Raw genomic sequence first — 23,821 nt, forward strand, 5'->3', positions numbered from 1 at the left:
GTGCGGGGGGCTCACCCTCTCCCTCTCCCCCCCCCCCCCCCTCCCCTTTCTGCAGCCCAACCCCCCCCCCCCCCCGTTGGTTTTCCTCCCCCCGCGGCCGGGTTTCAGTTGGTGTCGAGCGCGACCGCGAGGTCGGTGATGGCCAGCGGCAGCTGGCCCACCGCACTCGCCGCGCCGGTCAGCAGGTTCACGCTGTACAGCGTCGCCGAACCACCGGCCGGGATGATCGTCGCGAACGCCGTCGCCGAGACCGTCTTGCCGTTGACCAGATCGCTGTAGATGTCGAGGCCCGCGTTCGGGGTCGCATCCACGCCGAGAGCGCCGGTCGGGGCCAGGGTGCCGTTGTTGGCCGGCGACTGGATGACCACCTGGTCCGTCGTGGTGTTGAGGCCGGCCAGCGTCGTCGCGGTGTCGGGGTTGAGGTCGTTGTTCGTGTACGCCGACGCCGTGACGCCGCGGGCCGGGCCGGTCCCCGGCGGGGTGGTGAGGGTGGTGTCTTCGATCGTCGTGCCGTCGTTGAGGTTGTGCCGCAGGTTCTGGCCGTTGTCGCTGACCACCCGCAGCCGGTCGGCGGCCGGGTTGAAGTCGACGCCGAAGTTGGTGCCGTACAGCGGGACGGTGAGCTGGGAGACCTTCTTGACGACGACGTCGGCCGTGACCGGCGGCGTGGTGATGGTGTAGATGCCGCCGTAGTTGCCGACGCCGTACAGCGTGTTGTTCTGGACGCGGATGTCGATCCCGATCAGCGCGGTGTCGCCGCTGAGCCCGGTGACCACCCGGACCCAGTTGAGCACCTGCGGGCGGTCGGTGGTGAACATGGCCATCAGCGTGCCGTCGGCGGTGATGCCGAACGTCTGCAGCCCCGCCGCCTGCGCCACGCCGTCGCCCGCCGTGGCGACCGAGACGCCGGCCGCGGCCGACAGGACCGCGGCCGCGGCGGCGATCCCTCTCTTGAACCGTGCCTTCATGGGTGGTTCCCCTCCTGGAGCTTCCGTGGGCGAGACGAAGCTATTCGGGCGAACTGGACAGCCGTTGGACGACGGCTGGACTGGGCGGAACGGCGTCTTGCGGGCCGCTTCCCGAGCCAGAACAGTGGGACCACAGCCGGAAAACAGGGGGTACGAGATGACCATCGGACGCAGACTGGGAGCGCTCACGGCCGCCACCGCGGCGCTGCTCGCCACCATCCCGTTCGCCACGGGCGCCGCGGCCGGGGCCGCGGAGAAGACCTGCTGGACCATCGAACCGATCGAACTCGCCCTCGAAGACGTCTGGAGCTACACGTACCAGGTGTCCTGGTGCGCGGAGGGAACGGAAATCGTGTCGGTCGACCCGGTGATCACGCACCAGGTGATCGCCCCGGTCTGCCATTGGGTGGGCAGCGTCGAGGAGTCGGTGACCAAGTCCCCGGACGGCCGGGCCCGCACGGCGTTCAACCTGAGCGAGTTCTCCTGCCCGGGCGACATCGGGGCCAAGGGCGTGACCCCGTGGGCGATCGTCACCCTCCACCCGGACGGGACGTACACGGTGGACGCCACCGGCATCCACCCGTAGCCCCGGAGCCGGCCGGACGACACGCGTCCCTGCGACGACACGCGTATCCGGGTGGTCGACACGGCGTCCGGTGTCACCCCGGCCGTGTCGTCCACCCGGGTACGCGAGCCGGCCGGCCGGGTACCGATCACGCGCCGCAACGGTCCAGCACCGCGAGTGCCTCCGCGGTGCCGTGGCCGGTCTCGCGGTGGACCGCCAGCGCCCGGCGGGCGTGCCCGGCGGCCTCGCCGGGGTCGCCCTGGGTCAGCAGGATGCCGGCCAGCACCGTCAGGGCCTGGCCCTGAAGCGCCCCGTAGCCCGCCCGCTCGGCCAGCGCGAGAGCCTGACGTGCCGGGGCGGGGTCGCCGGCGGCCGCCGCCAGGCCGATCAGTGCGTCGGCTTCCGGGTAGCGGTCGCCGGTTTCGCGGATCAGGTCGAGGGCCTGGCCGTACCGGCGGATCGCGTCCGCCCGGTCGCCGGTGCGGTGCAGGACGGTTCCGAGGACGGCCAGCGCCTCCGCTTCGGTCCGCGGGTCGCCGGTTTCGCGGGCCAGGGCCAGGCCGGCGCGAGCACCCTCGAGAGCCTCGTCGCGACGGCCCAGGTCGGCGTGCGCCGCGGCGAGCCTGCTGCGGGTTTCGGCTTCGCCGCCGCGGTTTCCCGCCTCGCGCTGCAGCCGCAGCGACCGGCCGAGCAGTTCGGCTGCCTCGGCCGGCTGCCCGCGGGCCCGCTGCGTCTGCCCGAGGTTGGCGAGGTTGATCGCTTCGCCGTAGCGGGACCCGATCCGGCGGAACCGCTGCAGCGCCTGGGCGTAGTGCTCGGCCGCCGCCACCAGCCGGCCCATCTCCCAGTGGACGAGCCCGAGGTTGGCGAACGCGACGGCCTCCCCCGCGACCTGGCCGATCCGGCGGCTCAGCGCCCGCCCGCGCTCGAACCGGGACGCCGCCGCGGCGAGCCGCCCGGACTGCCAGTAGACGCAGCCGAGGTTGCCGAGCACGGCGGCCTGCGCCTCGGGCCAGCCCGCCTGCCTGGCCAGCAGCAGCGCGGCGGTGTAGAGCCGCACGGCCGGCCGGTAGTGGCCCTGGCGGAACTGCAGGTCGGCGAGGCTGAGCCGGGAGACGGCCCGCGCCCGCGGATCCCCGGCGGCCTCGGCGGCCGCCAGCCCGGCTTCCGCGGCGGCCGCCCACTCGACCCGGCGCATGCACATCCAGAAGTAGCCCCGGAGCGCGTCCGCGAGCAGCCACGCCCTCGGCCGCGGTCCGGCGTCGGCCGCGTATCGGATAGCCGCGACGAGGTTGCCGCGTTCGGCGTCCAGCCAGGTCGACGCCTCCCCGAGCCCGGTGAACCGGCTGCCGGACTCGGGTACCGGCAGCCGCAGCATGTGCGGGTAGAGCAGGCGGGCCGCGCCGTCCACCGACCCCAGGTACCACTCGTACAACCGGCCGAGCGCGCCGTCGCGGTCCGGCTCGGCCTGCTCCGCGGCGTAGCGGCGAAGGAGGTCGTGGAAGCGGTAGCGGCCCGGCAGGTGCTGCTCGACGAGGTGCGCGCCGGCGAGCTTTTCCAGCAGCACGCCCGCCTGCGCCGGCTCGGTGCCGGCGAGCGCGGCGACGGCCTCGGTGCCCGCGTCGGTGCCGGGGACCAGGCTCAGCAACCGGAACACCCGCCGCGCGTCGGCGGGCAGCGCGGCGTGCGAAAGGTCGAACGCGGTCCGCACGGCCGTCTGCTCGTCGCCCTGCACGGCGAGCGCGGCCAGGAGATTGCCCTCCCGCAGCTCCGCGACGTAGTCCTCGATGCCGTGGCCGGGCCGATCGGCCAGGTTGGCCGCGGCGATCCGCAGCGCGAGCGGGAGGTGGACGCACAGCTTCGCGAACTCGGCGGCCGCCTCCGGCTCCTCGCGCACCCGCTCGCGGCCGAGGACGTCACCCAGCAGTTCGACGGCGTCTTCGGGGTTCAGCACGTCGAGCGTGAGCCGGCGTGCGCCGTGCACGGCGACCAGGCCCGTCATCCGGTCGCGGCCGGTCACCACCACCAGGCACCCGGGCCCGGCGGGCAGCAGCGGCCGGACGTGCTCCGCACCGGCGGCGTTGTCCAGCAGCACCAGGATCTTCCGGTCGGTCGTCAGGGTCCGGTACAGGGCCGCCGCGGTTTCCGCGTCGGCGGGCACGCGTTCGGGCGGGATCCCCAGCGCGGCGAGGAACTGGGCGAGGATTTCGATCGGGGCCGCGGGGGCGCCGGCCGCGTGGCCGCGCAGGTTCGCGTAGAGCTGCCCGTCGGGGAACCGGTCGCGCACGCGGTGGGCCCACCGCACGGCCAGCGCCGTCTTGCCGACGCCCGCGGTGCCGGAGATCGCCGCGATCGCCCCGCGCGCGGCGAGTACCCTGTCCAAAAAGGACAATTCTGCGGCCCGGCCGGTGAATCCGCCGGGTTCGGCGGGCAGCTGCTTCGGGATCCGCTGCGCGGGCCGGGCCCCGGCCGGTTCCGCGGCCGGGACGCCGTCGTCGTGCAGCAACGCGGCATGGGCGGACAGGAGCTCCGGCCCGGGATCGATGCCGAGCTCCTCGACGAGCCGGACGCGCGTCCGCCGGTAGAGCCGGAACGCCTCCCCTCGCTGGCCGAGGGCGTGGTGGGCGCGGATCAGCAGGGTCTGCGCGGATTCGTCGAGCGGCTGCTCGGCGGCGGCTTCGGCGATCCGGGGCAGGACCTCGGCCGCCGCACCGGCGGCGATCATCGCGTCGGCGTAGCGGGAAAACGTTTCCCGGCGCTCCGCGACGAGGGACACGACCTTCGGGTGCGCGGCCAGCGAGGGGAGATCGGCCAGGGGACGGCCTCGCCACAGCTGCAGCCCTTCGCCGAGTGCGGCCGCGACGCGGGCGATGTCGGCTTCGTGGTGGGCGTCGTTCGCCTCGGCGATCAATGCCCGGAACCGCCACAGGTCGACGTCGACGGCGTCGCGCCGCACCGCGTACCCGCCGCCGATGTGCGGCAGCACCCCGCTGCCGGACCGCGGCGCCCGCCCGGGTTCGAGCAGCCGGCGCAGGTGCTTCACGTGCGTCTGGACGACGTTCACCGCGCTCGGCGGCGGCCGGTCGCCCCAGAGCGTGTCCACGAGTTCGCGCCGGGCGACGGCGTCGCCGCCGGCGAGCGCGAGCAACGCGAGCACCGCGCGGCGGCCGGGTGGCCCGAGCTCGAGCTCCGCGTCGTCGCGCCACGCCCGCACCGGACCCAGCACCTGGATGCGCACCGACTTCGTCGCCACGGTGTCCCCCGCCATCGGCTGCCGATCACCGAACGTAGCGGCCCCGGTGGCGGCGGCACAAGGAAGTGGCTCCGCTCAGCCCAGCGGCGCCCGTCGGGCGGGCTAAAGGACGTTCCCGGCGATGAAACCTGTTCCACCGAGCCAGGAGACGGACACCCCTTGCGCCCTGCGGGTATAGTGCCGAAAACAGTAACGTGTTCTAGTCTGACGCCGTGGAAGGGACCGGGATGGACGAGCAGGCGATGCGGTATCCGAACCACCTCGGGCATCTGGTCGTCTCCGCCCTGAAGCGCCACCGGGACACGCCGGTGATGGTGCTGGGCGAGACCGCGATGACCGGGGGCGGGACCGCCGAGCAGGTCAGCCAGTACGCCCAGGCCTTCGAGGAGCTCGGGGCCGGCACGGGCGCGGCGGTGGCGCTGCTGTCGCTGAACCGCCCCGAGGTCCTGCTGATCATCGCGGCCGGCCAGCTGCAGGGGTCGCGGCGGACGGCCCTGCACCCGCTGGGCTCGCTCGACGACCACGCCTACATCCTCGGCGACGCCGGGATCACCACGCTGATCATCGACCCGGTGCCGGCGTTCGTCGACCGCGCGCTCGGCCTGCTCGAGAAGGTGCCGGGGCTCACCCAGGTGCTGACCATCGGGCCGGTGCCCGAGCCGCTGGCCCACGTCGGCACGGACCTGACCGCGACCGCCGCGAAGTTCGAGCCGGGCCCGCTGAAGCCCGCCACGCTGCCGCCGGACCAGGTCGTCTCGATCACCTACACCGGCGGGACGACCGGCAAGCCCAAGGGCGTCATGGGCACCGCGCAGGCGATGGCGACGATGACGCAGATCCAGCTCGCCGAATGGGAGTGGCCCGAGGCACCGAAGTTCCTCATCTGCACGCCGCTTTCCCACGCCGGCGCGGCGTTCTTCGCCCCGACGCTGCTGAAGGGCGGCTCCCTGGTCGTCGTGCCGAAGTTCGACCCCGCCGACGTCCTGCGGATCATCGAGGAGGAGCGGATCACGGCCACCATGCTGGTGCCGACCATGCTCTACGCCCTGATGGACCACCCCGACTCGCGCACGCGCGACCTGTCGTCGCTGCAGACGGTCTACTACGGCGCCGCGTCGATCAACCCGGTGCGCCTGAAGGAGGCGATCGACCGGTTCGGGCCGATCTTCGCGCAGTACTACGGCCAGTCCGAGGCGCCGATGGCGATCAGCTACCTCGCCAAGGGCGACCACGACGACGCGCGGCTGTCCTCGTGCGGGCGCCCGTCGGCGTTCCTCCGCACGGCGCTGCTCGGCCCCGACGGCACTCCCGTCGCCCCCGGCGAACCCGGGGAGATCTGCGTGGCCGGCCCGCTGCTGGCGGCCGGCTACTGGAACCTGCCGGAGGTGACGGCGGAGACGTTCCGCGACGGCTGGCTCCACACCGGCGACGTCGCCCGCGAGGACGAGGACGGCTTCTGGTTCATCGTCGACCGCGTCAAGGACATGATCGTCACGGGCGGGTTCAACGTGTTCCCCCGCGAGGTCGAGGACGTGGTGGCCGAGCACCCGGCGATCGCCCAGGTCGGCGTGATCGGCACCCCCGACGAGAAGTGGGGCGAGGCGGTGACGGCGGTGGTGGTCCTGCGCTCCGGCGCGGCCGCCGACGACGCCGCGATCGAGCAGCTGACGGGTGAGATCCAGGCGGCGGTGCGGGAGCGGAAGGGCCCGGTGCACGTGCCGAAGCAGGTGATCGTCGCGGCGTCGTTGCCGATGACGGGGCTGGGGAAGCCGGACAAGAAGGCGCTGCGGGCCCAGTACGAGCCCAAGAGCGCCGGCGTGTAGGGCGTTATACGGCGGCGACCGCCGTGAGCTTGGCGGGGTTCATCATCCACAGCACCTGGTCGATGCCCTCCGTCGAGGCGGTCACCGTCAGCACCGTGAACACCTCGTCGTCGCGGGAGAGCAGCATCGCGTGCGCGCCGTTGACGAGCGCCGGGGTCATCGTCACGCCCACCCAGAAGCGGTCGCGGAACGCGCGGACGTACTTCGCCACCGTCGTCGCGCCGCGCACCGGGATGCGCGAGGCGCGGGCCGCACCGCCGCCGTCGGAGTAGCTGATCACGTCGGCCGCGAACAGCTCCTCCAGTGTCGACAAGTCGCCTTCCTGGGCGGCGGTCACGAACGCGGTCAGGAGCCGCCGTTGCTCGGGCGGCGCGGCCGGCGTGCGCCGCCCCGCGGCGAGGTGCTTGCGCGCGCGGCTGACGAGCTGCCGGGACGCCACCTCCGTCGTCTGCACGATTTCGGCGATCTGGGCGTACGGGTAGTCGAAGGCCTCGCGCAGCACGTAGGCCGCGCGCTCGGTCGGCGTGAGCTTCTCCAGCAGGAGCAGCACCGCGAGCTCCAGCGCGGCGCCCCGCTCGGCCCCCAGCTGCGGATCGGCCGCGGTGTCCACCGGCTCTGGCAGCCACGGCCCGACGTAGGTCTCGTGCCGCGCGTAGGCCGTCTTGGTCGCGTTGATCGCCAGCCGCGTGGTCGTCGTCGCGAGGTAGGCCGCCGGGGTGCGCACCGCGGCCCGGTCACTGGCCTGCCAGCGCAGCCAGACCTCCTGGAGCAGGTCCTCCGCGTCGGCGGCGCTGCCGAGCATGCGGTAGGCGATGCCGAACAGCCGCGGCCGCACCTCCGCGAAGACAGCGGTCGCGTCCTCGAGGCCGGTGTCCTCCATGCGCGCGGATCCCTTCCGACGACGGGTTTCGAACGGCAGCGTATCCATCGCCGGTTGTCACGAACGAGAGCGCTGTCTTGTCTTGACTGGTGCGCACCTCCCGGGCCGTCCGGGCGGGCGCCGAACGGGAGGAACGGACATGAAGGTCGTCGTCATCGGCGGAACCGGCCTGATCGGCACGAACGTGGTCGCGCGGCTGGCCGAACACGGCCACGAGGCGGTCGCCGCCGCCCCCAGCACCGGCGTGAACACCCTGACCGGCGAAGGGCTGAAGGAGGTGCTGCCGGGCGCGGACGTCCTGATCGACGTCTCGAACTCGCCGTCGTTCGCCGACGACGACGTCATGCATTTCTTCCGCACCTCGACCGGGAACCTCGTGGCGGCGGCGAAGGAAGCGGGCGTCACCCACTACGTCGCGCTGTCGGTGGTGGGCACCGACCGGCAGCCGGACGTCGGGTACTTCCGGGCCAAGGTCGCGCAGGAGAAGCTGATCACCGAGTCGGGCCTGCCGTATTCGATCGTGCGGGCGACGCAGTTCTTCGAGTTCGCCGGCGGGATCGCCGACACCTCGACCACCGACGGCGTCGTGCGGCTGCCCGGCGCCGGCGTGCAGCCGATGGCGGCGGCCGAGGTGTCCGCCGCCGTCGCCCGGACCGCGGCCGGGCAGCCGATCGGCGGCCGCACCGAGATCGCCGGCCCGGAGGTCTTCGGCCTCGACGAGTGGGTGCGCACGGTGCTGACCGCGCGCGAGGACCCGCGCGAGGTCGTCACCGACCCCGAGGCGCCGTACTTCGGCGCGGTGCCGGGACCGGAGGAGCTCCTGCCCGGGCCGGGCGCGACGCTCGCGGAGACGAAGCTCGCCGACTGGCTGGCCCGGTCGTGACCGCACCGCACGGGTGGCCCGCGCCACCCGTGCGGGTAAGCTCATAGTCAACTTGTTGACTATGAGAGGTGAGGCATGACCAGCTTCCGCAAGGCCGTCGAGGCCCGTGATCCCGACGCCATGGCCGCGACCTTGGCCGAGAACGTGGTGTTCCGGAGCCCGGTGGCGTTCCGGCCGTACCCGGGCAAGGCGATCACGGCCGCGATCCTGCGAGGCGTGCTGCGGGTGTTCGAAGACTTCCGGTACGTACGCGAGCTGAGCGGCGGCGAAGGTCGTGACCACGCGCTCGTCTTCGAAGCCCGGATCGGTGACGCGCGCGTCGAGGGCTGCGACTTCCTGCACTTCGACGACGACGGGCTGATCGACGAGTTCACGGTGATGGTCCGCCCGCTGTCGGCCGCGCAGGCGCTGTCGGAAGCGATGGCGGCCCAGTTCGACCAGATCCAGCGCGAAGCACTCAACTAGTTGACTATGTCACTGCGCAACGCACTACTGGCGGCGCTGCTGGAGGGTGAGGCGTCCGGCTACGACCTGGCGAAGGGCTTCGACGCGTCCGTGGCGAACTTCTGGCCGGCGACACCGCAGCAGCTCTACCGCGAGCTGGACCGGCTGGCCGCGGACGGCCTGGTCCGCGCCCGCCTGGTCCGCCAGGAGAAGCGGCCGGACAAGAGGTTGTTTTCGTTGACGGAGGCGGGTGAGCGGGCCCTCGACGAGTTCACGGCCCGCCCGCCCCGCCCGGGCGTGATCCGCGACGAGCTGCTGATCCAGGTCCAGGCCGTCGACGCCGGCGACGAGGCGGCGGTCCGCCAGGCGCTGAAGGAGCGCATGACCCGGGCGGAGACGAAGATCGCCCGCTACGAGCGCCTCCGGGCGGGCCTGCTGGACGGCCGCTTCGAGGACGACTACCTCGCGAACGCCGAGCGGGTGGGGCCGTACCTGACGCTGATGCGCGGGCTGTCGTTCGAGCGGGAGAACCTCCGCTGGTGCGAGCAGTCCCTGAAGATCCTCGAACGCCGGGCCGCAACGTCTTGAATGAGTCATGCAGGTCTTCGGAGGTCCTGAATGACTCATTCAAGACCTTTGGGCACCGGGTCAGCTCAGGCCGGCGTCGTGGACCAGGATCGCCACCTGGGTGCGGTTCGCCGCCTCCAGCTTGGCCATGATGTGTCCGATGTGGACCTTCACCGTCGACTCGCTCACCACGAGCGCGCGGGCGATCTCCGCGTTGCTCAGCCCGCGTCCGATGTGGACGGCGACGTCGTGCTCGCGCGGCGTCAGCGAAGCCAGCCGGCGCCGGGCCCGCGAACTCCCTCCGCCGGAAGCGAAGTCCGTCAACAGCCGCTTCGTGATCTTCGGGGACAGCATCGCCTCGCCGCGGGCCACCACCCGGACCGCGTTGACCAGCTCGCGCGGCGGTGTGTCCTTCAGCAGGAACCCCGCCGCGCCGTGGCGCAGGGCCGCGTACACGTACTCGTCGACGTCGAACGTCGTCAGCACCACCACCGCCGGGGCCGCCGGGTGCGCGGCCAGCCGCCGGACCACCTCGATGCCGTCCACCTTCGGCATCTGGACGTCGGTCAGCACCACGTCCGGCCGGAAGCGGTCGGTCAGCTCGACCGCCCGCGCGCCGTTCGTGTCCTCGGCGACCACCTCGACGTCGTCGGCCGACTCGAGGATCATCCGGATGCCGCTGCGGACCAGCTCCTCGTCCTCCAGCAGCACGACCTTGACCGTCACAGTCCCTCCCCCACCGGAAAGCACGCCAGCACCCGGAACCGGCCGTCGCCCGTCGGGCCGGTGCGCAGGTCGCCCCCGGCCAGTTCGACGCGTTCGCGCATGCCCACCAGGCCGTAGCCGGACCCCGGGACGGCACCGCCGTGCGGGGTCAGCCGGTTCGTCACCTCGACCGCCAGCCGGTCGCCGGTGACGGCCAGCCGGACGTCGACCGCCGCGTGCGGCGCGTGCTTGCCCGCGTTGGTCAGCGACTCCTGCACCACGCGGTAGACGGCCCGGTCGACCTGGTCGGGGACCGCGGGCAGCGGGTCCGGCAGCGTCAGCTCGACCCGCGCGCCGGTCGCCGCGACCTCGGCCACCAGGTCCTCGAGCGACGCGAGCACCCCCGGGCCCGCGTCCGGGGCGTCGTCGCGCAGCACCCGCAGGACGGCGCGCAGCTCGTCGAGCGCCACCGCGCTGGTGGCCCGGATCGTCTCGGCGGCCTGCTCGGTCTGCTCGTCCGGCGCCCGCAGCGACAGCGCCCCGGCCTGCAGCGCGACCGCCGTCACCCGGTGCGCGACGACGTCGTGCATCTCCCGCGCGATCCGCCGTCGTTCGGCGAAGACGGCCTGGTCGGCCAGCAGCGTCCGGGTGCGCTCGGCCTCCTCGGCGCGGTCCCGCAGCACGCCCAGCAGCGCGGCGCGCTGGTGCATCCACAGCCCGGCCAGCGCCGGGCCGAGCACGAAGAAGCCCAGCACGAGCACGACGAGGGTGAAGCTCGCCGGGTTCCGCAGCACCGGCACGACGTTCCCGGCGATACCGGCGACGACGACCGCGAGGCCGGTCACGACGCTCACGCCGTGCCGGACCGCGACCGAGTACTGCGCCACCATCAGCGGCAGCAGGGTCACCCCGGCCGGCATGCACGCCACCGCGACCAGCAGCACGAGGAACGGCCACCGCCGCCGCGTGAGCAGGGCGAGCCCCGACACGAACACCGCGGGGACGTAGAGCGCCGGGTGCGGGTCGCGCGGGTCGCCGCCGGTCAGGGTCACCACGATCACGGCCGCGGCCACCGCGACGTCGAGCGCGAGCAGCACGGCCCGGCCGTCCCACCAGCTCAGCCAGCGCTTCATCGTGTTCAGGTTAGGGCGCGCCGGATCAGCCGTCACGGCGAGCCAGGGTGAACGTGGTCGCTCCCAGAGCGAACACCACCAGCGCGACGAAGACCGCGGTCCCCGGCAGGGCGGACAACGCCGTGCCGCTGAAGGGCAGCGTGGTCGCCGGTACGCCGGTGAGCGCGGAGAGGGTCGTCTCGGCGACGAACGTCCACACCGCGAACACCCCGACGGCGAGCCCGGTGTGCCGCAGCAGCCCGCCGAGCGCGACCCCGGCGAGTCCGGACAGGACGGTCAGCGCGAGCACCCCGCCCACCGCCCTGCCTGCCGCCCCCGCGCCGGCAGGCAGGGCGCCGCCGCCGGTCAGCACCCCGGCGGCGGTCAGCACCACCATCAGCACCCCGCCCAGCAGGCCGAGCCCGCCGGTGACCAGCGCCCGCGCGGCGACGATCCGCACCGGCGAGCGCAGCACCAGCCGCGTGGTCGCGAGGGTGCCGTGCTGGTGGTCGAGCCCGGCCGCGGCGACGCCGATCGCGGCGACCAGCAGCGCCCCCAGCCGGTCGACGAGGCCGAACGCCGAGGTGAACGCGTCGAGGTCGCCGAGGTCGCGTTTGAGACCCCAGTACAGGCCCGACGCGAACTGCGGCACCCCGGCGCCGGCCAGCAGCAGCCACGTCGAGCGCAGCGATCGGGCCCGCACCCATTCGTACGCCAGCGCGTTCTTCACGGCAGCTCCCCCCGGTGCCGGACGGCGGCCGCGGTCGCGGCGAGGAACGCGTCCTCCAGGCCGCTCCGGCGCACGAACAGCTCGCGCACGCCGACGCCGGCCAGCCCGGCGATCGCCGCCACGCGTTCGGGATCGGCGGTGTCGACGACCAGGTCGGCGGCTTCCTGCCGCACCCGCAGCCCGTCGCGGGCCAGCGCGACCATCAGCGCGCTCGGCCGGTCGGCACGGACCACGACGTCGGCGCGCGCGTGCCGACGGACGAACTCGTCCAGGGGCCCGGCCGAAACGAGCCGCCCGGCGCCGATGACGATCAGGTCCTCGGCGAGCAGTGCCATCTCGGCCAGCAGGTGCGAAGACGCGAGGATCGTGCGGCCCTCCCCCGCCAGCCGCCGCAGGAGGTCGCGGATCCACCGCACGCCTTCGGGGTCGAGCCCGGTGGCCGGCTCGTCGAGGATCAGGTACTCGGGGTCGCCGAGCAGCGCCGTGGCGAGGCCGAGCCGCTGCTTCATGCCGAGGCTGAACCGGCCGGCGGGCGTCCGCGCGACCGGCTCCAGGCCGACGGTCGCCAGGACCTCCCGCACGCGCCGCGCCGGCAGGCCCCCGCCCGCGGCGACCATCCGCAGGTGCGCGGCGGCCGGCCGCGCGGGGTGCACCGCCGCCGCGTCGGTCAGCACCCCGACCGTCCCCAGTGGACCCGGGACTTCCGCGTACGTGAGGCCGCCGAAGGTGGTGCGGCCGCGGCCGCGGGTCAGGCCGAGCATCAGCCGGATCGTCGTCGACTTGCCGGCGCCGTTGGGCCCGAGGAAGCCGGTCACGACGCCGGGCCGCACGGTGAACGACAGATCTTCGACGCCGGCGCCGCCGCGGTAGGTCTTCGCGAGCCCTTCCGCGACGATCACCGGCGCACCGGCTCGTACGCGTCACGACGGCCGAACACGAACCACAGCAGGCTGCCCAGGAACGGCGCGCAGAACGCGAAGATCACCCAGACGAGCTTCATGCCGCCGGTGAGCCGCGAGCCGAGGATGCTGACCAGCGCGGCCAGGAACAGCCCGACCAAGGCCAGCAGGATCGCGCCGATCAGGCCGGGCACGAGCCACGACCAGGTTTCCTCGTGGCCTTGGACCAGGGCGGCCGGATGCATGGTTCTTCTCCTCACGTCGGTGTCTCGCTTCCGAGACTCGCCGATCGCCGGTCCGCGCACATCCGATCTTCGGGGACTCCGGGATAGGCGGAAAGTACTAGGCCGCCCTGACCGCTTGTACGGCTCTTGTACGGGTACCGCCGACCATTCGCCGCACGGAATCGTTCTGGAGGACAAGTGAGAACCACACTCAAGACGGCGGTGGCCACGATCGGCCTGGCCGTCGCGATCACCGGACTGGCCGCGCCCGCGGCCCAGGCCGCGTCGGCCTACCCGGTCACGACCACAGTGGACGGTCGCACCGTCAAGGACCCGGACGTCGCGGTGGGCAAGCAGCGCATCGCGAACATGTACCCGTCGGGGACGTCGGTGACGCTGGCGTGCCAGGACACCGGCCCGGACTACGGCGGCAGCACCATCTGGGACCTGACCACGGACGGCCTGTGGATCCCCGACGCCTACGTCAAGACCGGCTCGACGTCGATGGTCGCGCCGCAGTGCACGACGCCGCACGCGTTCCCGGCGAAGGCGGCCATCAACGGCCGCGCGAAGAAGGGTGACGCGGCGGACGCGGCCGGCAGCGTGGCGGACAAGTACCTGACCGGGGCCTCGGTGCCGGTGGTCTGCCAGGCCATCGCGTCGGACGAGATCTGGGACTTCACCAGCGACAACCTGTGGGTGCCGGACGCCCTCGTCAAGACCGGGACCGACGGGTTCGTCAGCGGGGTCCCGCACTGCGACACCGACGGCCTCAAGCCGGGCGGTTCGACCAATCCGGCGGACCCGCGGGCCGACAGCGCGATCGCGTTCGCCAAGGCCCGCCTGGGCCACACGGACTGGAACAACCAGTGCGAGCTGTTCGTCGAACGCGCCTTCGGCACCAGCGGCCGGTTCGCGTCGGCCACCACGCACTACCAGTGGCAGAAGGCCAACGGCCGCATCCACACCGGCTCGGTCGCCCCGGCCGGCACCGCGGTGTTCTTCACCAGCACGACCAGCAACGGCCACATCATGCTCGCGCTCGGCGGCGGCGTCGCGATCAGCACTGGCCCGTCGGTGTACCAGACGAGCACGTACGCGCAGCGCTCCGACTACCTCGGCTGGGCCTACGTCCCGTCCGGCTGGTGATCGCTCCCCGGCCGCCGCGGCGCACCCGTCGCGGCGGCACGATGGAAAAGATCTTCCCCTGTTCGCCAAGAAGTTGTTGCCCATTCACCCCGCCCGGTTCTACTGTGTCCCGGGCATTGATCGGACTACTGGGGGTCACATGTCATTGCGCCACCGATTAGGCAAAGCCGCCCTCGCGGCGGGCATCCTCGCAGGTCTGGTCGCCGCTCCGCCGACGGCGCTCGCCGCCGCCGGGCCGGCGACCCTGCCCGCCTCGCAGTACACCCTGACCGCGAACTACAACCAGTTCGACGCGGTCAACACCGCGTTGGCGTCGACGCTGGGCACCGCGGCCGTCCACACCGTCATGGACAACGCGAACCACGACCGCACGGCGTTGCCGTCGTCGTTCTCCGTCGCCGGGCTGTCCACGGGTTTCCGGTTCGACAGCGGGGACAACTCCGACTGCACGAACTACCCGCAGGGCATCACGACCAGCCGGGACGCGGTCGGCACGGCCAACAGCGGCAACTACGACGGGCACCAGCTCGTCGTGGTCAGCTGGTACACCAAGGACGGCTGCGACGGCGGCCAGACCCGCAGCCGCATCACGCTGGTCGACTGGGACGCCACCTACCCGAACCAGTACCGCAAGGTCCTGCTGGTCGAGCCGACCGGCACGGCGGCGGCACCGGACTTCAAGGACATCCCGATCCACGCCGGCGGCGTTTCCTGGTACGGCGACTACCTTTACGTCGCCGACACCGGCAAGGGCATGCGGGTCTTCGACATGCGGAAGATCCTCAAGACGAACACGGGTGGCACGGCCGACCAGATCGGGCACCAGACCGGCAGCACGTACTACGCGCACAACTACGCGTACGTCCTGCCCCAGGTGGGTTCGATCACCTCGAAGACGACGTCCGGGACGAACCTGGCGTGGTCGTCGATCTCCCTGGACCGGGTGAGCAAGTCGATCGTCATGACGGAGTACACGTGCCCGTCCGGCTGCACCGACTACCCGAACCGCGCCCCGCGGGCGATCCGGTACCCGTTCGCCTCGTCCGGCACGTTCGCCGCCACGACGACGGCGAGCCAGGCCCTGCAGCTGCCCTGGTACAAGCTCAACGGCGTGGCGTCGCACAACGGGCGCTGGTGGTTCAACTCGTCCGGCAGCAAGCAGCTGTACTACTGGACGCCGTCCGCCGGCCCGTCCACGTTCTCGTGGGTGAGCAGCGGTGAAAGCCTGTCCTATTGGGAGGACGACGCCAGCGCGGACCTCCTGTGGTCCCTGCAGGAAGGCGCGGGCAACCGCAACGTCTTCGCGGTCACCCAGGCCACCTACGGCGGCGGCTGAGGTAGCCTGGCGGTATCGGACCTCTTGTTCAGCAGCGCGACCCGAGGCGGCAGTGCCGTCTCGGGTTGCTGCTTGCTGTCCTGCTGTTCCTTTCCGGGGCGCCGGTCGTCCATGCGGTACCGGGTGCTTCCGATGGTCCGGTGGTGGCGACTTCGCAGTCGCAGGTTCTGGTTTCGGGTCGGCATGCGGCGCCTCGGTTGCCGGCTTCGATTCCTTGGGCTGTGGGGCCTTCTTCGGACGGTCCTTGGGTTGCTTCGCCGTGGTCTCTTGTTCGGTCTTCTCGTGAGTCTTCCTACGCCGGCGCTCCGCTTCTTGCGCCGTCCAGTCGTGGGCCTCCGTCTTCGGTGAGCTGAATCCCTTCTCCGGCACCGGTTCTCGGTGTCGTGCTCGCTGCTGCCCGGAGGACTCTCATGTCTGCTGTTGTCTTGTCTCTTCTTGTTGCTACCGTTGTCGTTGGTGTGGGGTTCTTTGTCGCGATGTACCGTCGTGATGAGCCTCTTCTTGGTGGGATCGGGGTTTGCCTTCTCGTGGGGCCTGGTTCGCTGCTTGCCTTTGTGCATGTCGGGGTTGCTCAGTTCTAGGGACACGGCTTCGCCACTGCCGCAGTCTTGTTCTCGCCTGATCGAGTGATGACATACGTTCGATCTTCGGTAATCTTGTTGTGTGGACAGGGAAACGGTGTGGCAAGCGGATGCGGTGGCTCTGACCAACCGTGTCTCTGCGCTGCTCACTGTTGTGCGGTCTGCCGAGGCTGAGATCGGTTCTCTGCTGGCGGAGATCGAGTTGCGCGGTGTGATGGAGTTGTTCGGATATCGTTCTGTCGCACGGCTCTTCGAGCATCTCGCTGTGGTCCTGCTGTGCGCCCACCACCACCGGCTCCTGCACCGCTCCGGCTGGCAAGTCCGCATCGCCGCCGACGGTCTACCGGAGTTCCTGCCACCGGTGTTCCTGGACAAACGCCGAAAACCCCGGCGCAACAACCTCCACCAACCACTCCCATTCGCAGCCTGAACAACCGAACACGGGAAAGGCCCGCAGCCCACCGGCTACGGGCCTAAACCCACGCGCTACACAAAGGGTCCACCCGGCACCCGGCACCCGGCACCCGGCACCCGGCACCCGGCACCCGGCACCCGGCTGAGCGAAAATCAATCGTCGCCGCGGCGCAACCGTCCCGGAAACCAACTCCGCCCGCTCACCGACTTAATGACCGCTCCCGAAGCTGGACAAGCAAGGTGTCGAGAACGCCATCACCCACAAGCGCCTGCCGGACACCCCACCGGTTCGTGTTGCCGGTCTTCACCGCCTGCGCCCGCGTCACCAAGTCGTCCGCACGAGCGGTGAGCCGCGCAGCGCGAGCGTGATCACCCCGGGAAGACGCCGCGAGCGCGTCCAGCCGGGTCACCAGCGCATCGCCCCACAACGTCGTCGCGTCCAGCCACGGCCCCGCCTCCGCGACGAACGCGCTCTGCACTCGCCCACCGCGGATCACCCCAGCCGCGTCGCGGATCTGGACCGCGTACGCGCGCAGATCGGACAAAGCATGGTGGTCACCACCGTTCCACCGCGACCAGAACGCGGCAGCCCGGGCGGCCAGCACCGGGGCCTGTGGCTGCCACGGCGTCGGGCCGAACGTCGGCGCGAGGTGCTCGAGGTCCGCGAAGACGGCCAAAGCGGCGGATGCCCGCGGATCACCGCCCGCCAGACGCGCCAACGCCTGCGGCCACGATCGCGAAGGTGCGTAACCCGCGTCGTTCCACGCGAAGTCCGCGGCGCCGAACTCGGCGACCTCGCTCGCTGCCTCCTGGTTCATCGGGTTGGCGACGATTCCGTTGAGGTACCGGGAAAGCCCCGCCTCCCGCTGCGCGTAGGGCGCGAGCAGCAGCCGACCCGCCGACTGCTCGTAGTCGTTCACCGGGTAGTTGTCCCAGAGGAACACCTTGCGCCCGTACACCGCCGATACCTGCGCGGCCTCGTCCGTCGTCACGCTCGGCGGGACCACGTCGGTTCCGGTCCACTGCACCACCACCGACTGGTCGAGGTGCTCACGCAGCTCGGTCTTGTACGGCGAATCCTTCAGGTCGCTGTACTCCGTCGGCACCGTCTGCAACGGACGGACGCCGTCGTGGGTCTGCACGAACTTCTCGGTGATCGTGTTGAGCAGCGAGACCTGGGCCGTGCCGGCCGCCGCCTGGCCGGGCGCTCCGAAGGCCGCCTGGTCGGCGTCGCAGTTCCACTTCGTGTACGAGATGTCGTCGAACGGCATCGAGAACGACCGGACGCCGAGGTCGTACACCGCCTGGAACTTCGCCTCGACCGCCGCGATGTCCGCCGGCGACGAGAAGCAGACCGAGACGCCGGGCGAGAGCGCGTACGTGAACTCGACGTGGTGGGCCGCGGCCGACCGGACGAGCTGCCCGAGCGTGGCCAGCTCGTCCGCCGGGTACGGGTCACGCCAGCGCGCCCGCAGATAGGTGTCGTCCTTCGCGCTGTAGATGTAAGTGTTCGCCTTGACCTCGCCGAGGAAAGCGATCTGCCGAAGCCGGTCCGCGGTCGTCCACGGCGGACCGTAGAAGCCTTCGATCGACCCGCGCAGCGCCATGTTCGGCCAGTCGCGCACGGCCGCGCCGCTCACCGCCCACCCGCGTCCCGCGCGGACGAACAGCTGCCGCAGCGTCTGCACGCCGTAGTACTGCCCGGCGCCGTCGCGGCCGGCGATCGTGATCCCGGCCCGGGACACGCTCAGCGCGTACCCCTCGGCCTGCGATGGCGTTTCGTCGGACGCCCCGCCGAGGCGCACGGTCGGACCGTGGCCGCCGGAAGTGATCCGCTGGACACCGTGGTCGTGCAACAGCGAGGTCAGCAAGTCCCTCGCCGCCGGGTCCGTGGTGGCGTCGGTGACGAGCGTGACCGACGACGGCAGCGACACGTCCGCGGACGTCCGGGTGATCTGCTGCGGCGTGGGCGAGACGCCGGGTAACGCGCCACTCGCGACGGCTGGTCCGGCGGCGGTGAGGGTGGCGGCCACCGTGACGACGGCGGCGAACAGGGCTCGGCGACGGGTCATGACTCCCTTTCAGCTGGCGGTGCGGTACAGCGCGAAGGTGGCCAGGTACGGCGTGGCGCGGGACTGCGTGACGACGACGCGAAGGTGCGCGGAGGTCACCGGCGCGGGCAGCGTCACCAGGCGGGTGTAGCCGATCGTGGTCACCGTGGCGAGGGTCTGCCAGGTGCCGCCGGCCTCGGCCTGCACGAGCGCGCCTTCCACGTGCTGGCCGCGGGTGATGTCCTCGCCGAGCCGGATCTGGTCGAACGTGACCGGCCGCGGCAGCCGGACGTCGAGAGGACGGTCCAGGGGTTCCGCCGTGGTGACCGACGAGTCCGTGACGGCACCGGGAGCACCAACGGCGAGGTTGCGGCCCTCCGTCCGGGCGATGGCCCGGCCGAACCCGGCCAGCGCGGCGGTGTCGGCGGGCGCGATCCGGCCGTCCGGCCCCGGTGGCACGTTGAGCAGCAGCGACGAGTTGCGCCCGACCGTCCGGCGGTAGATCTCGACGAGCTGCGCGGCGGACTTCGGCTGTTCGGAGGGGTGGAAGAACCAGCCGGGCCGGATCGAGACGTCCGACTCCGCGGGCGCCCACTGCAAGTACCGCACCGACGGATCGGCCAGCTTCTGCCGCGACCCGAGATCCGATGCGGTCGCGCCGCCGAGGAACAGCTCTTCGTTGTGCGCCGTCCGAGGGTCCCCGGTGGTGGGGAGCGCGCTCCACTCGGTCTCGCGTGCCTGCCCGGCCTCGTTGCCGACCCAGCGCACCCCTGCGGGCCCGGCGAAGGTGACGGTGTCCGGGGACAGCGCGTGGATCATCTTGAACCACGTCGTGAAGTCGTAGGTTTCGCTGATCCCGTGGTCGCGCCACGGGTTCGCGCCGTCCAGCCACAGCTCGTCGATCGGGCCGTACTGGGTGAACAGCTCGTAGATCTGGTTGAGGTAGTAGGCGTTGTAGTCGTCCTCGTCGACGGTGAACCTCGGCAGCTTGCCCAGAGCGAGCGCGGCGGCGCGGTCGTCGTGCGGCACGAGCGTCGGGATGGTCCGGCGGGTGACCGGGCTGTTCGTCCCGTAGCGGCCCTGCCCCCGCGGCGCGCTCGCGCGGTCTTCGTACGTGGCCTGTTCTTCGATGCTCAACGGCTGCCCGGCCGCGACCTTCGCTTCGATGCGCCGCACCTCGTCGGCGAAGAACGTTTTGGGCAGCTCCGCGCCGTCGGCGGGCGACAGGTAGACGCCGACCTTGAGCCCGGCGGCGCGCGCGGAGTCGACGTAGTCGCGCAGGATGTCCCCGCGCGGGTTGGCGCAGCGGGTGTTCCGCGTCTGCCAATAGGCGGCCGGGTCCTGGTTCCGCGCGGCTTCCGCCGCGTCGCGGGCCGGGTCGGCGCACCCGGGGGTGAGCCACCACGGGCTCGTGACCACCGAGTGGTTGGTGTAGCGCGTCGGGTAGAGGACGAAGCCGTCGTGGTGCTTGGCGGTGAGCATCACCTGCGTGACGCCGGCGGCCTTGAGGGACCGCATCCACTGGGCGGTGTCGACGGCCGGCGGCGCGAAGGTGGACTCGTGCTCGGCGCCGGAACCCCATTCGCGGCCGGTGAAGGTGTTCATCCCGAAGTGCGTGAACGCCGTGACCGGCCGCTGCTGCCAGGCCAGCTGCCCCTTCCGCGGGATGACGGCCGCGGCCTTCGCGACGACGCGGTCCGGGCTGTCGCAGGAGCGGACGGTCATGATGGTGGCCGGCCGGATCGGCCCGGCGCACCCGTCGGCCCCGGCGGCCGGAACCGCCACCACCGTGCCGGAAACGACGGCGACCGCGAGGACCAGACCGCGAAACGTCATGACTCTCCTGGTGACGGACCGCGGCCACGAGCCCGGCGGCGGCGAGACGGGGTGGACGATGGCCAGACTAGGTCGGCGATCCATCGGATGTCTAGACCTGACCAGTTGACAAAGAGTGGCGTGAACTTGTCACGGACCCGACTTTCACGGGAGATTGATCCGATGGGTCAAGGGGAAGCGTCCGGTCCGGTAGCCTGATATCCGTGTTCACGAAGTGAACAGCGATTCCAGACTTCCGGCGGAGGCTTCCCGTGACCAAACCGACGCGGTCCCCGGACGCCCGTGCCGACCAGGCGGACATCCAGGCGGTGAGCCGGGTCAGCCAGATCCTCTCGCTGTTCGACCCGGCGACCCCCGACGTCACCGCCGCCCAGGTCGCCGAACGGCTCGGCCTGAACCGCACCACGGCGTACCGGTACTGCACCTCGCTCGTCGCGGCCGGCCTGCTGGAACGCAGCGCCGACGGCGGCTACGTGCCCGGCGGACTGCTCCTGCAGCTCGGCGCGTTCGCGATCGGGCACCGCCGCGTCGTCAACCTCGCGCCTCGGCACATGCAGGCGCTCTCGCGCGCCACGCAGACCAGCGTCGTGCTCAGCCTCTGGGGTCTCACCGGCCCGGTGGTCTCGCGGGTCGAGGAGAACGCCTCGACCATCGTCATCGTGTCCGTGCGGGTCGGCAGCCACCTGCCGCTGGACACCGCGCAGAGCAAGGTCTTCCTCGCCTACCACGCCGACCAGCTGTCGATGGAACGGCTGATCGGCACCCTCTCCGGCACCGCACGCGACGAACTGCGCGCCGACGTCGAACGGGTGCGCGCGGCCGGCCACTGCTCGGCCATGAGCACGCCCGGCATCGTCGCGGTGGCCGCGCCGGTCTTCGACGAGTACGGCATCTGCGCCACGATCGCGATCGTGGGCCCGGACAACACGCTGTCGATGGGCGACGACACCCCCGAGCTGCGGGTCGTGGTCGACACCGCGCGCGAGCTCACCCACGAACTGGGCGGGCACTACCGGCCCGACGACGTCCAGCGCGCGGTGTAGGGCACCCACGCCGGGGACGGCGCCGGTGGGACGTCGGCGTACTCCCGTGTTCCGGCGAGCGCGCTGCCGATGAAGTCGTCGCCGACCCGGGAAACGCCGTCCACCAGTTCCCGGAGCACCGCGGGCCCGCCGATCCACAACGCCGTGACGACCTCGACCGCCCGTGCGCCGGAGGCGAGGAACCGCAGCACGTCCGTCGCGGTGCGGGCGCCGCTGGTGCCGATGATGGGCACGTCCAACGCCGTGAAAGCCTTGCTCACCCAGTAAAGGCTCATCGGGAGGCAGCCCGGTGAGCTCCACGCGCCCCACGACCCGAGCACCGAGCCGCCGTCGAGATCGGGCAGGAAACCCGGGTACCGGCCGACCAGCCCGACCGCGTCCGCGCCGGCCGAGCGGGCGGCCCTGGCCAGCGCGACGACGTCGGAGGCCTGGCCCGGCAGCTTCACGAACAACGGAACGCCGACGGCCGCGCGCACCGTCCGCACGGCGGCAGCGACACCGTCCACTTCGGTCAGCTGACGCACCGCGCGCGCCTCGCGGCCGTGCGGGGCACCGATGTTCAGCTCGACCGCCGGGACCACCGAAGCCAGCGCACGCCCGATCCGCGCGGCCGCGGCCGGGTCGCCGAGGGTGATGCTGCCGACCACCGGACAGTCCCGCGCCGCGCCGTGAGCCACGCCCGCCGCCAATATCCCGAGCCAGTCGTCCAGGTCCACCTGTGCCAGCCCGGACCGGTTCAGCAGGCCGTCACCGAGGTACGCCTGGCCCGGAGGCCGCACTCCCCGGTCGCCGGAGACGAAGGCGTAGTCCGCGATGTCCAGCTGGCGCCGGGCCGCCGCGCTTTCGTTCACCGACTTCGCCACGACGGCACCGGCGCCCGCGTCGACGCAGGCGACGATGCCGTCGAGGGTCATGGTCAGCTCGGACGAGCCGACCCACACCGGGTTGGCGGCGGCCAGCCCGCAGATGTCCATTCAGGACAGTGCGGGAATCGTGCTGTCGTCGGCCATGTCGACGTCCTTGGTCTCCGGGCCGAGGAAGCCGCCGAGGCTGATCAGCAGGCCGGCGAGGACGATGAGGACACCCGGGGCGAGGTGCGCGGGCAGCACCCCGTCGAACCGCTGCAGGTAGAACTGGTAGAACGCCGGGGCGATGAGCGCGAGGCTGTAGCCGACGCCGTAGCCGGTCGACCGGATGCTCGCCGGGAACCGTTCGGTCAGGTACGCCGCGATCGGGCCGAACGTGCCGACGGTGAACACCCCGATGAGCACACCGAAGCCGAGCGCCGCGCCGAAGCCGCCGTTCGAAGCCATCAGCAGCGTGTAGGACCCCGCGCCGACCACGACCATCGCCAAGCCGTAGCCGATGTAGAACCGGCGCCGGCCGATGCGCTGGGACAGCACGCCGAACACCGGGTAGGACAGCGCGGCGGCCGCGTTGATCACGAGCATGGTCATGGTGACCTCTTTGCTCGACAGGTCCAGGTGCGCCTTCAGCTGCGCGGGCGTCACGGCGGCTTCCATGTTGGTCGCGAGCCACGTGCCGGTCATCAGGATGAACACCTGGCCCAGCGCCCGCGGGTACTTCTTCACCAGCCGCACGAACGGGAGCTTGTGCTTCTCGCCGGTCAGCTCGGCCGGGGGCTCGTGAACCTGCTTCTGGTAGTAGCGGAACAGCACGGCCGCCAGCGCCGCGCCGACGAAGAACGGGATCCGCCAGCCCCACTGGACGTACGCGCTGTGCAGCCCGGCGGAGGGCAGCAGCTGCAGCATCAGCAGCGTGATCGCGGCGATCACCGCGTACGCGGCCGGCGAGGTCGACGTGATGATCGAGGCGTAGAGGCCGCGCTTGTGCTTCGGGCTCCACTCCATCGCCAGCGGCACCGCCGTCGTGTACTCGCCGCCGAGGAAGATGCCGTCGACGAACCGCAGTGCGATGAGGATGCCGACCGACCACATCCCGATCGTCTCGTGCCCGGGCAGGCACGCGGTCAGCAGCGTGATGATGCCGAAGCCGCCGACGGCGACGAGCGTCGTGCGCTTGCGCCCGACCGTGTCGGCGAAGTGGCCGAAGATGATCGCGCCGAGCGGCCGGCCGATCAGCGTGGACGCGAACACCAGGGACGCCAGCAGCGCCGTCGTGCTCGCGCTGAGGTTGGCCGCCTGGAAGTACGCCGTCGCCGGGGCCAGCACGACGATCGGCAGGTAGATGTCGAACTGGTCGACGAAGTAGGCGAGCGTCCCGCCGCGGATCGCGGCGCGCACCTTGGTGACGTCCGGGCCGTGCGGGGTGCCGGGACGGGCGGCCGCCGCTGCGGCGCTGGGCGGTGTGGACATCAGCGTCCTCCGTTGCTCCGAA

Annotated in this window: 20 protein-coding genes and 1 pseudogene; 9 read left to right on the forward strand and 12 right to left on the reverse strand. The window is 71.8% G+C overall.

Features of this window, described 5'->3' with window-relative positions; translation table 11 throughout:
- Nucleotides 1-104: 104 nt before the first annotated feature.
- Nucleotides 105-968, reverse strand: coding sequence for a DUF4394 domain-containing protein (locus ACZ4TR_RS12855; RefSeq protein WP_465287174.1), 864 nt, complete (start codon nucleotides 966-968; stop codon nucleotides 105-107).
- A 157-nt stretch (nucleotides 969-1,125) separates the two neighbouring features.
- Here ACZ4TR_RS12855 and ACZ4TR_RS12860 point away from each other — a divergent pair, with 157 nt between their 5' ends.
- A complete protein-coding gene (locus ACZ4TR_RS12860) occupies nucleotides 1,126-1,554 on the forward strand; it encodes a hypothetical protein (protein ID WP_465287175.1) in 429 nt (142 codons plus the stop codon).
- Nucleotides 1,555-1,681: 127 nt separating this feature from the next.
- Here ACZ4TR_RS12860 and ACZ4TR_RS12865 read toward each other — a convergent pair whose 3' ends face one another.
- Complete coding sequence (locus ACZ4TR_RS12865) at nucleotides 1,682-4,801, reverse strand: AfsR/SARP family transcriptional regulator (RefSeq protein ID WP_465287176.1); 3,120 nt, start codon at nucleotides 4,799-4,801, stop codon at nucleotides 1,682-1,684.
- Nucleotides 4,802-4,998: 197 nt separating this feature from the next.
- Between ACZ4TR_RS12865 and fadD8 the strand changes: the two genes are divergently transcribed.
- Nucleotides 4,999-6,609, forward strand: a complete 1,611-nt coding sequence (gene fadD8, locus ACZ4TR_RS12870; RefSeq protein ID WP_465287177.1) for a fatty-acid--CoA ligase FadD8 — start codon at nucleotides 4,999-5,001, stop codon at nucleotides 6,607-6,609.
- 4 nt (nucleotides 6,610-6,613) lie between these two features.
- Here the strand turns inward: fadD8 and ACZ4TR_RS12875 are convergent, their stop codons facing one another.
- On the reverse strand, nucleotides 6,614-7,489 hold the full coding sequence (locus tag ACZ4TR_RS12875) for an RNA polymerase sigma-70 factor (protein WP_465287178.1): 876 nt from the start codon (nucleotides 7,487-7,489) through the stop codon (nucleotides 6,614-6,616).
- 139 nt (nucleotides 7,490-7,628) lie between these two features.
- On the opposite strand from ACZ4TR_RS12875, the gene ACZ4TR_RS12880 reads away from it, so the two are divergent.
- The 3 genes from ACZ4TR_RS12880 (at nucleotide 7,629) to ACZ4TR_RS12890 (ending at nucleotide 9,404) form a co-directional block, all read left to right on the forward strand.
- Nucleotides 7,629-8,372: an SDR family oxidoreductase gene (locus tag ACZ4TR_RS12880; protein WP_465287179.1), complete on the forward strand. Its 744-nt coding sequence runs from the start codon at nucleotides 7,629-7,631 to the stop codon at nucleotides 8,370-8,372.
- Nucleotides 8,373-8,447: 75 nt separating this feature from the next.
- Complete coding sequence (locus tag ACZ4TR_RS12885; RefSeq protein WP_284740673.1) at nucleotides 8,448-8,837, forward strand: nuclear transport factor 2 family protein; 390 nt, start codon at nucleotides 8,448-8,450, stop codon at nucleotides 8,835-8,837.
- Between the two features lie 6 nt (nucleotides 8,838-8,843).
- Nucleotides 8,844-9,404, forward strand: coding sequence for a PadR family transcriptional regulator (locus ACZ4TR_RS12890; protein WP_465287180.1), 561 nt, complete (start codon nucleotides 8,844-8,846; stop codon nucleotides 9,402-9,404).
- 60 nt (nucleotides 9,405-9,464) lie between these two features.
- On the opposite strand, the gene ACZ4TR_RS12895 is transcribed toward ACZ4TR_RS12890, so the two are convergent.
- The 5 genes from ACZ4TR_RS12895 to ACZ4TR_RS12915 are packed head-to-tail and all read right to left on the reverse strand — an operon-like array spanning nucleotide 9,465 to nucleotide 13,074.
- Nucleotides 9,465-10,109, reverse strand: a complete 645-nt coding sequence (locus tag ACZ4TR_RS12895) for a response regulator transcription factor (protein WP_364528798.1) — start codon at nucleotides 10,107-10,109, stop codon at nucleotides 9,465-9,467.
- Nucleotides 10,106-11,221: a sensor histidine kinase gene (locus ACZ4TR_RS12900; protein ID WP_465287181.1), complete on the reverse strand. Its 1,116-nt coding sequence runs from the start codon at nucleotides 11,219-11,221 to the stop codon at nucleotides 10,106-10,108. The genes ACZ4TR_RS12895 and ACZ4TR_RS12900 overlap by 4 nt, the downstream gene beginning before the upstream one ends.
- 25 nt (nucleotides 11,222-11,246) lie before the next feature.
- Nucleotides 11,247-11,930, reverse strand: a complete 684-nt coding sequence (locus tag ACZ4TR_RS12905; protein WP_465287182.1) for a hypothetical protein — start codon at nucleotides 11,928-11,930, stop codon at nucleotides 11,247-11,249.
- Entirely contained in the window at nucleotides 11,927-12,829 is a 903-nt protein-coding gene (locus ACZ4TR_RS12910) for an ABC transporter ATP-binding protein (protein ID WP_364529501.1), read from the reverse strand. Before ACZ4TR_RS12910 ends, ACZ4TR_RS12905 begins: the two co-directional genes overlap by 4 nt.
- A complete protein-coding gene (locus tag ACZ4TR_RS12915; RefSeq protein ID WP_465287183.1) occupies nucleotides 12,826-13,074 on the reverse strand; it encodes a PLD nuclease N-terminal domain-containing protein in 249 nt (82 codons plus the stop codon). Before ACZ4TR_RS12915 ends, ACZ4TR_RS12910 begins: the two co-directional genes overlap by 4 nt.
- 177 nt (nucleotides 13,075-13,251) lie before the next feature.
- On the opposite strand from ACZ4TR_RS12915, the gene ACZ4TR_RS12920 reads away from it, so the two are divergent.
- From ACZ4TR_RS12920 to ACZ4TR_RS12930, 3 genes and pseudogenes are all read left to right on the forward strand, one after another.
- A complete protein-coding gene (locus ACZ4TR_RS12920) occupies nucleotides 13,252-14,202 on the forward strand; it encodes a hypothetical protein (RefSeq protein WP_465287184.1) in 951 nt (316 codons plus the stop codon).
- Nucleotides 14,203-14,341: 139 nt separating this feature from the next.
- Nucleotides 14,342-15,538 carry a hypothetical protein gene (locus tag ACZ4TR_RS12925; RefSeq protein ID WP_465287185.1) on the forward strand — a complete coding sequence of 399 codons (1,197 nt, stop codon included), beginning with the start codon at nucleotides 14,342-14,344 and terminating at the stop codon, nucleotides 15,536-15,538.
- Nucleotides 15,539-16,384: 846 nt separating this feature from the next.
- Nucleotides 16,385-16,549 (forward strand): annotated as a pseudogene (locus ACZ4TR_RS12930) (HNH endonuclease); the annotation flags it as partial.
- Between the two features lie 184 nt (nucleotides 16,550-16,733).
- Here ACZ4TR_RS12930 and ACZ4TR_RS12935 read toward each other — a convergent pair.
- Both ACZ4TR_RS12935 and ACZ4TR_RS12940 read right to left on the reverse strand, forming a co-directional pair.
- A complete protein-coding gene (locus ACZ4TR_RS12935) occupies nucleotides 16,734-18,605 on the reverse strand; it encodes a beta-N-acetylglucosaminidase domain-containing protein (RefSeq protein WP_465287186.1) in 1,872 nt (623 codons plus the stop codon).
- 9 nt (nucleotides 18,606-18,614) lie between these two features.
- Nucleotides 18,615-20,420, reverse strand: coding sequence for an alpha-L-fucosidase (locus ACZ4TR_RS12940; RefSeq protein WP_465287187.1), 1,806 nt, complete (start codon nucleotides 20,418-20,420; stop codon nucleotides 18,615-18,617).
- 251 nt (nucleotides 20,421-20,671) lie between these two features.
- On the opposite strand from ACZ4TR_RS12940, the gene ACZ4TR_RS12945 reads away from it, so the two are divergent.
- On the forward strand, nucleotides 20,672-21,463 hold the full coding sequence (locus ACZ4TR_RS12945; protein ID WP_284740686.1) for an IclR family transcriptional regulator: 792 nt from the start codon (nucleotides 20,672-20,674) through the stop codon (nucleotides 21,461-21,463).
- On the opposite strand, the gene ACZ4TR_RS12950 is transcribed toward ACZ4TR_RS12945, so the two are convergent.
- Nucleotides 21,430-22,437 (reverse strand): hypothetical protein, encoded by a 1,008-nt coding sequence (locus ACZ4TR_RS12950; protein ID WP_465287188.1) that lies wholly within the window; start codon nucleotides 22,435-22,437, stop codon nucleotides 21,430-21,432. The genes ACZ4TR_RS12945 and ACZ4TR_RS12950 overlap by 34 nt on opposite strands.
- Entirely contained in the window at nucleotides 22,438-23,799 is a 1,362-nt protein-coding gene (locus tag ACZ4TR_RS12955; RefSeq protein ID WP_465287189.1) for an MFS transporter, read from the reverse strand.
- Between the last annotated feature and the right edge of the window lie 22 nt (nucleotides 23,800-23,821).

This window comes from Amycolatopsis sp. NPDC028719 (genome assembly GCF_055565395.1).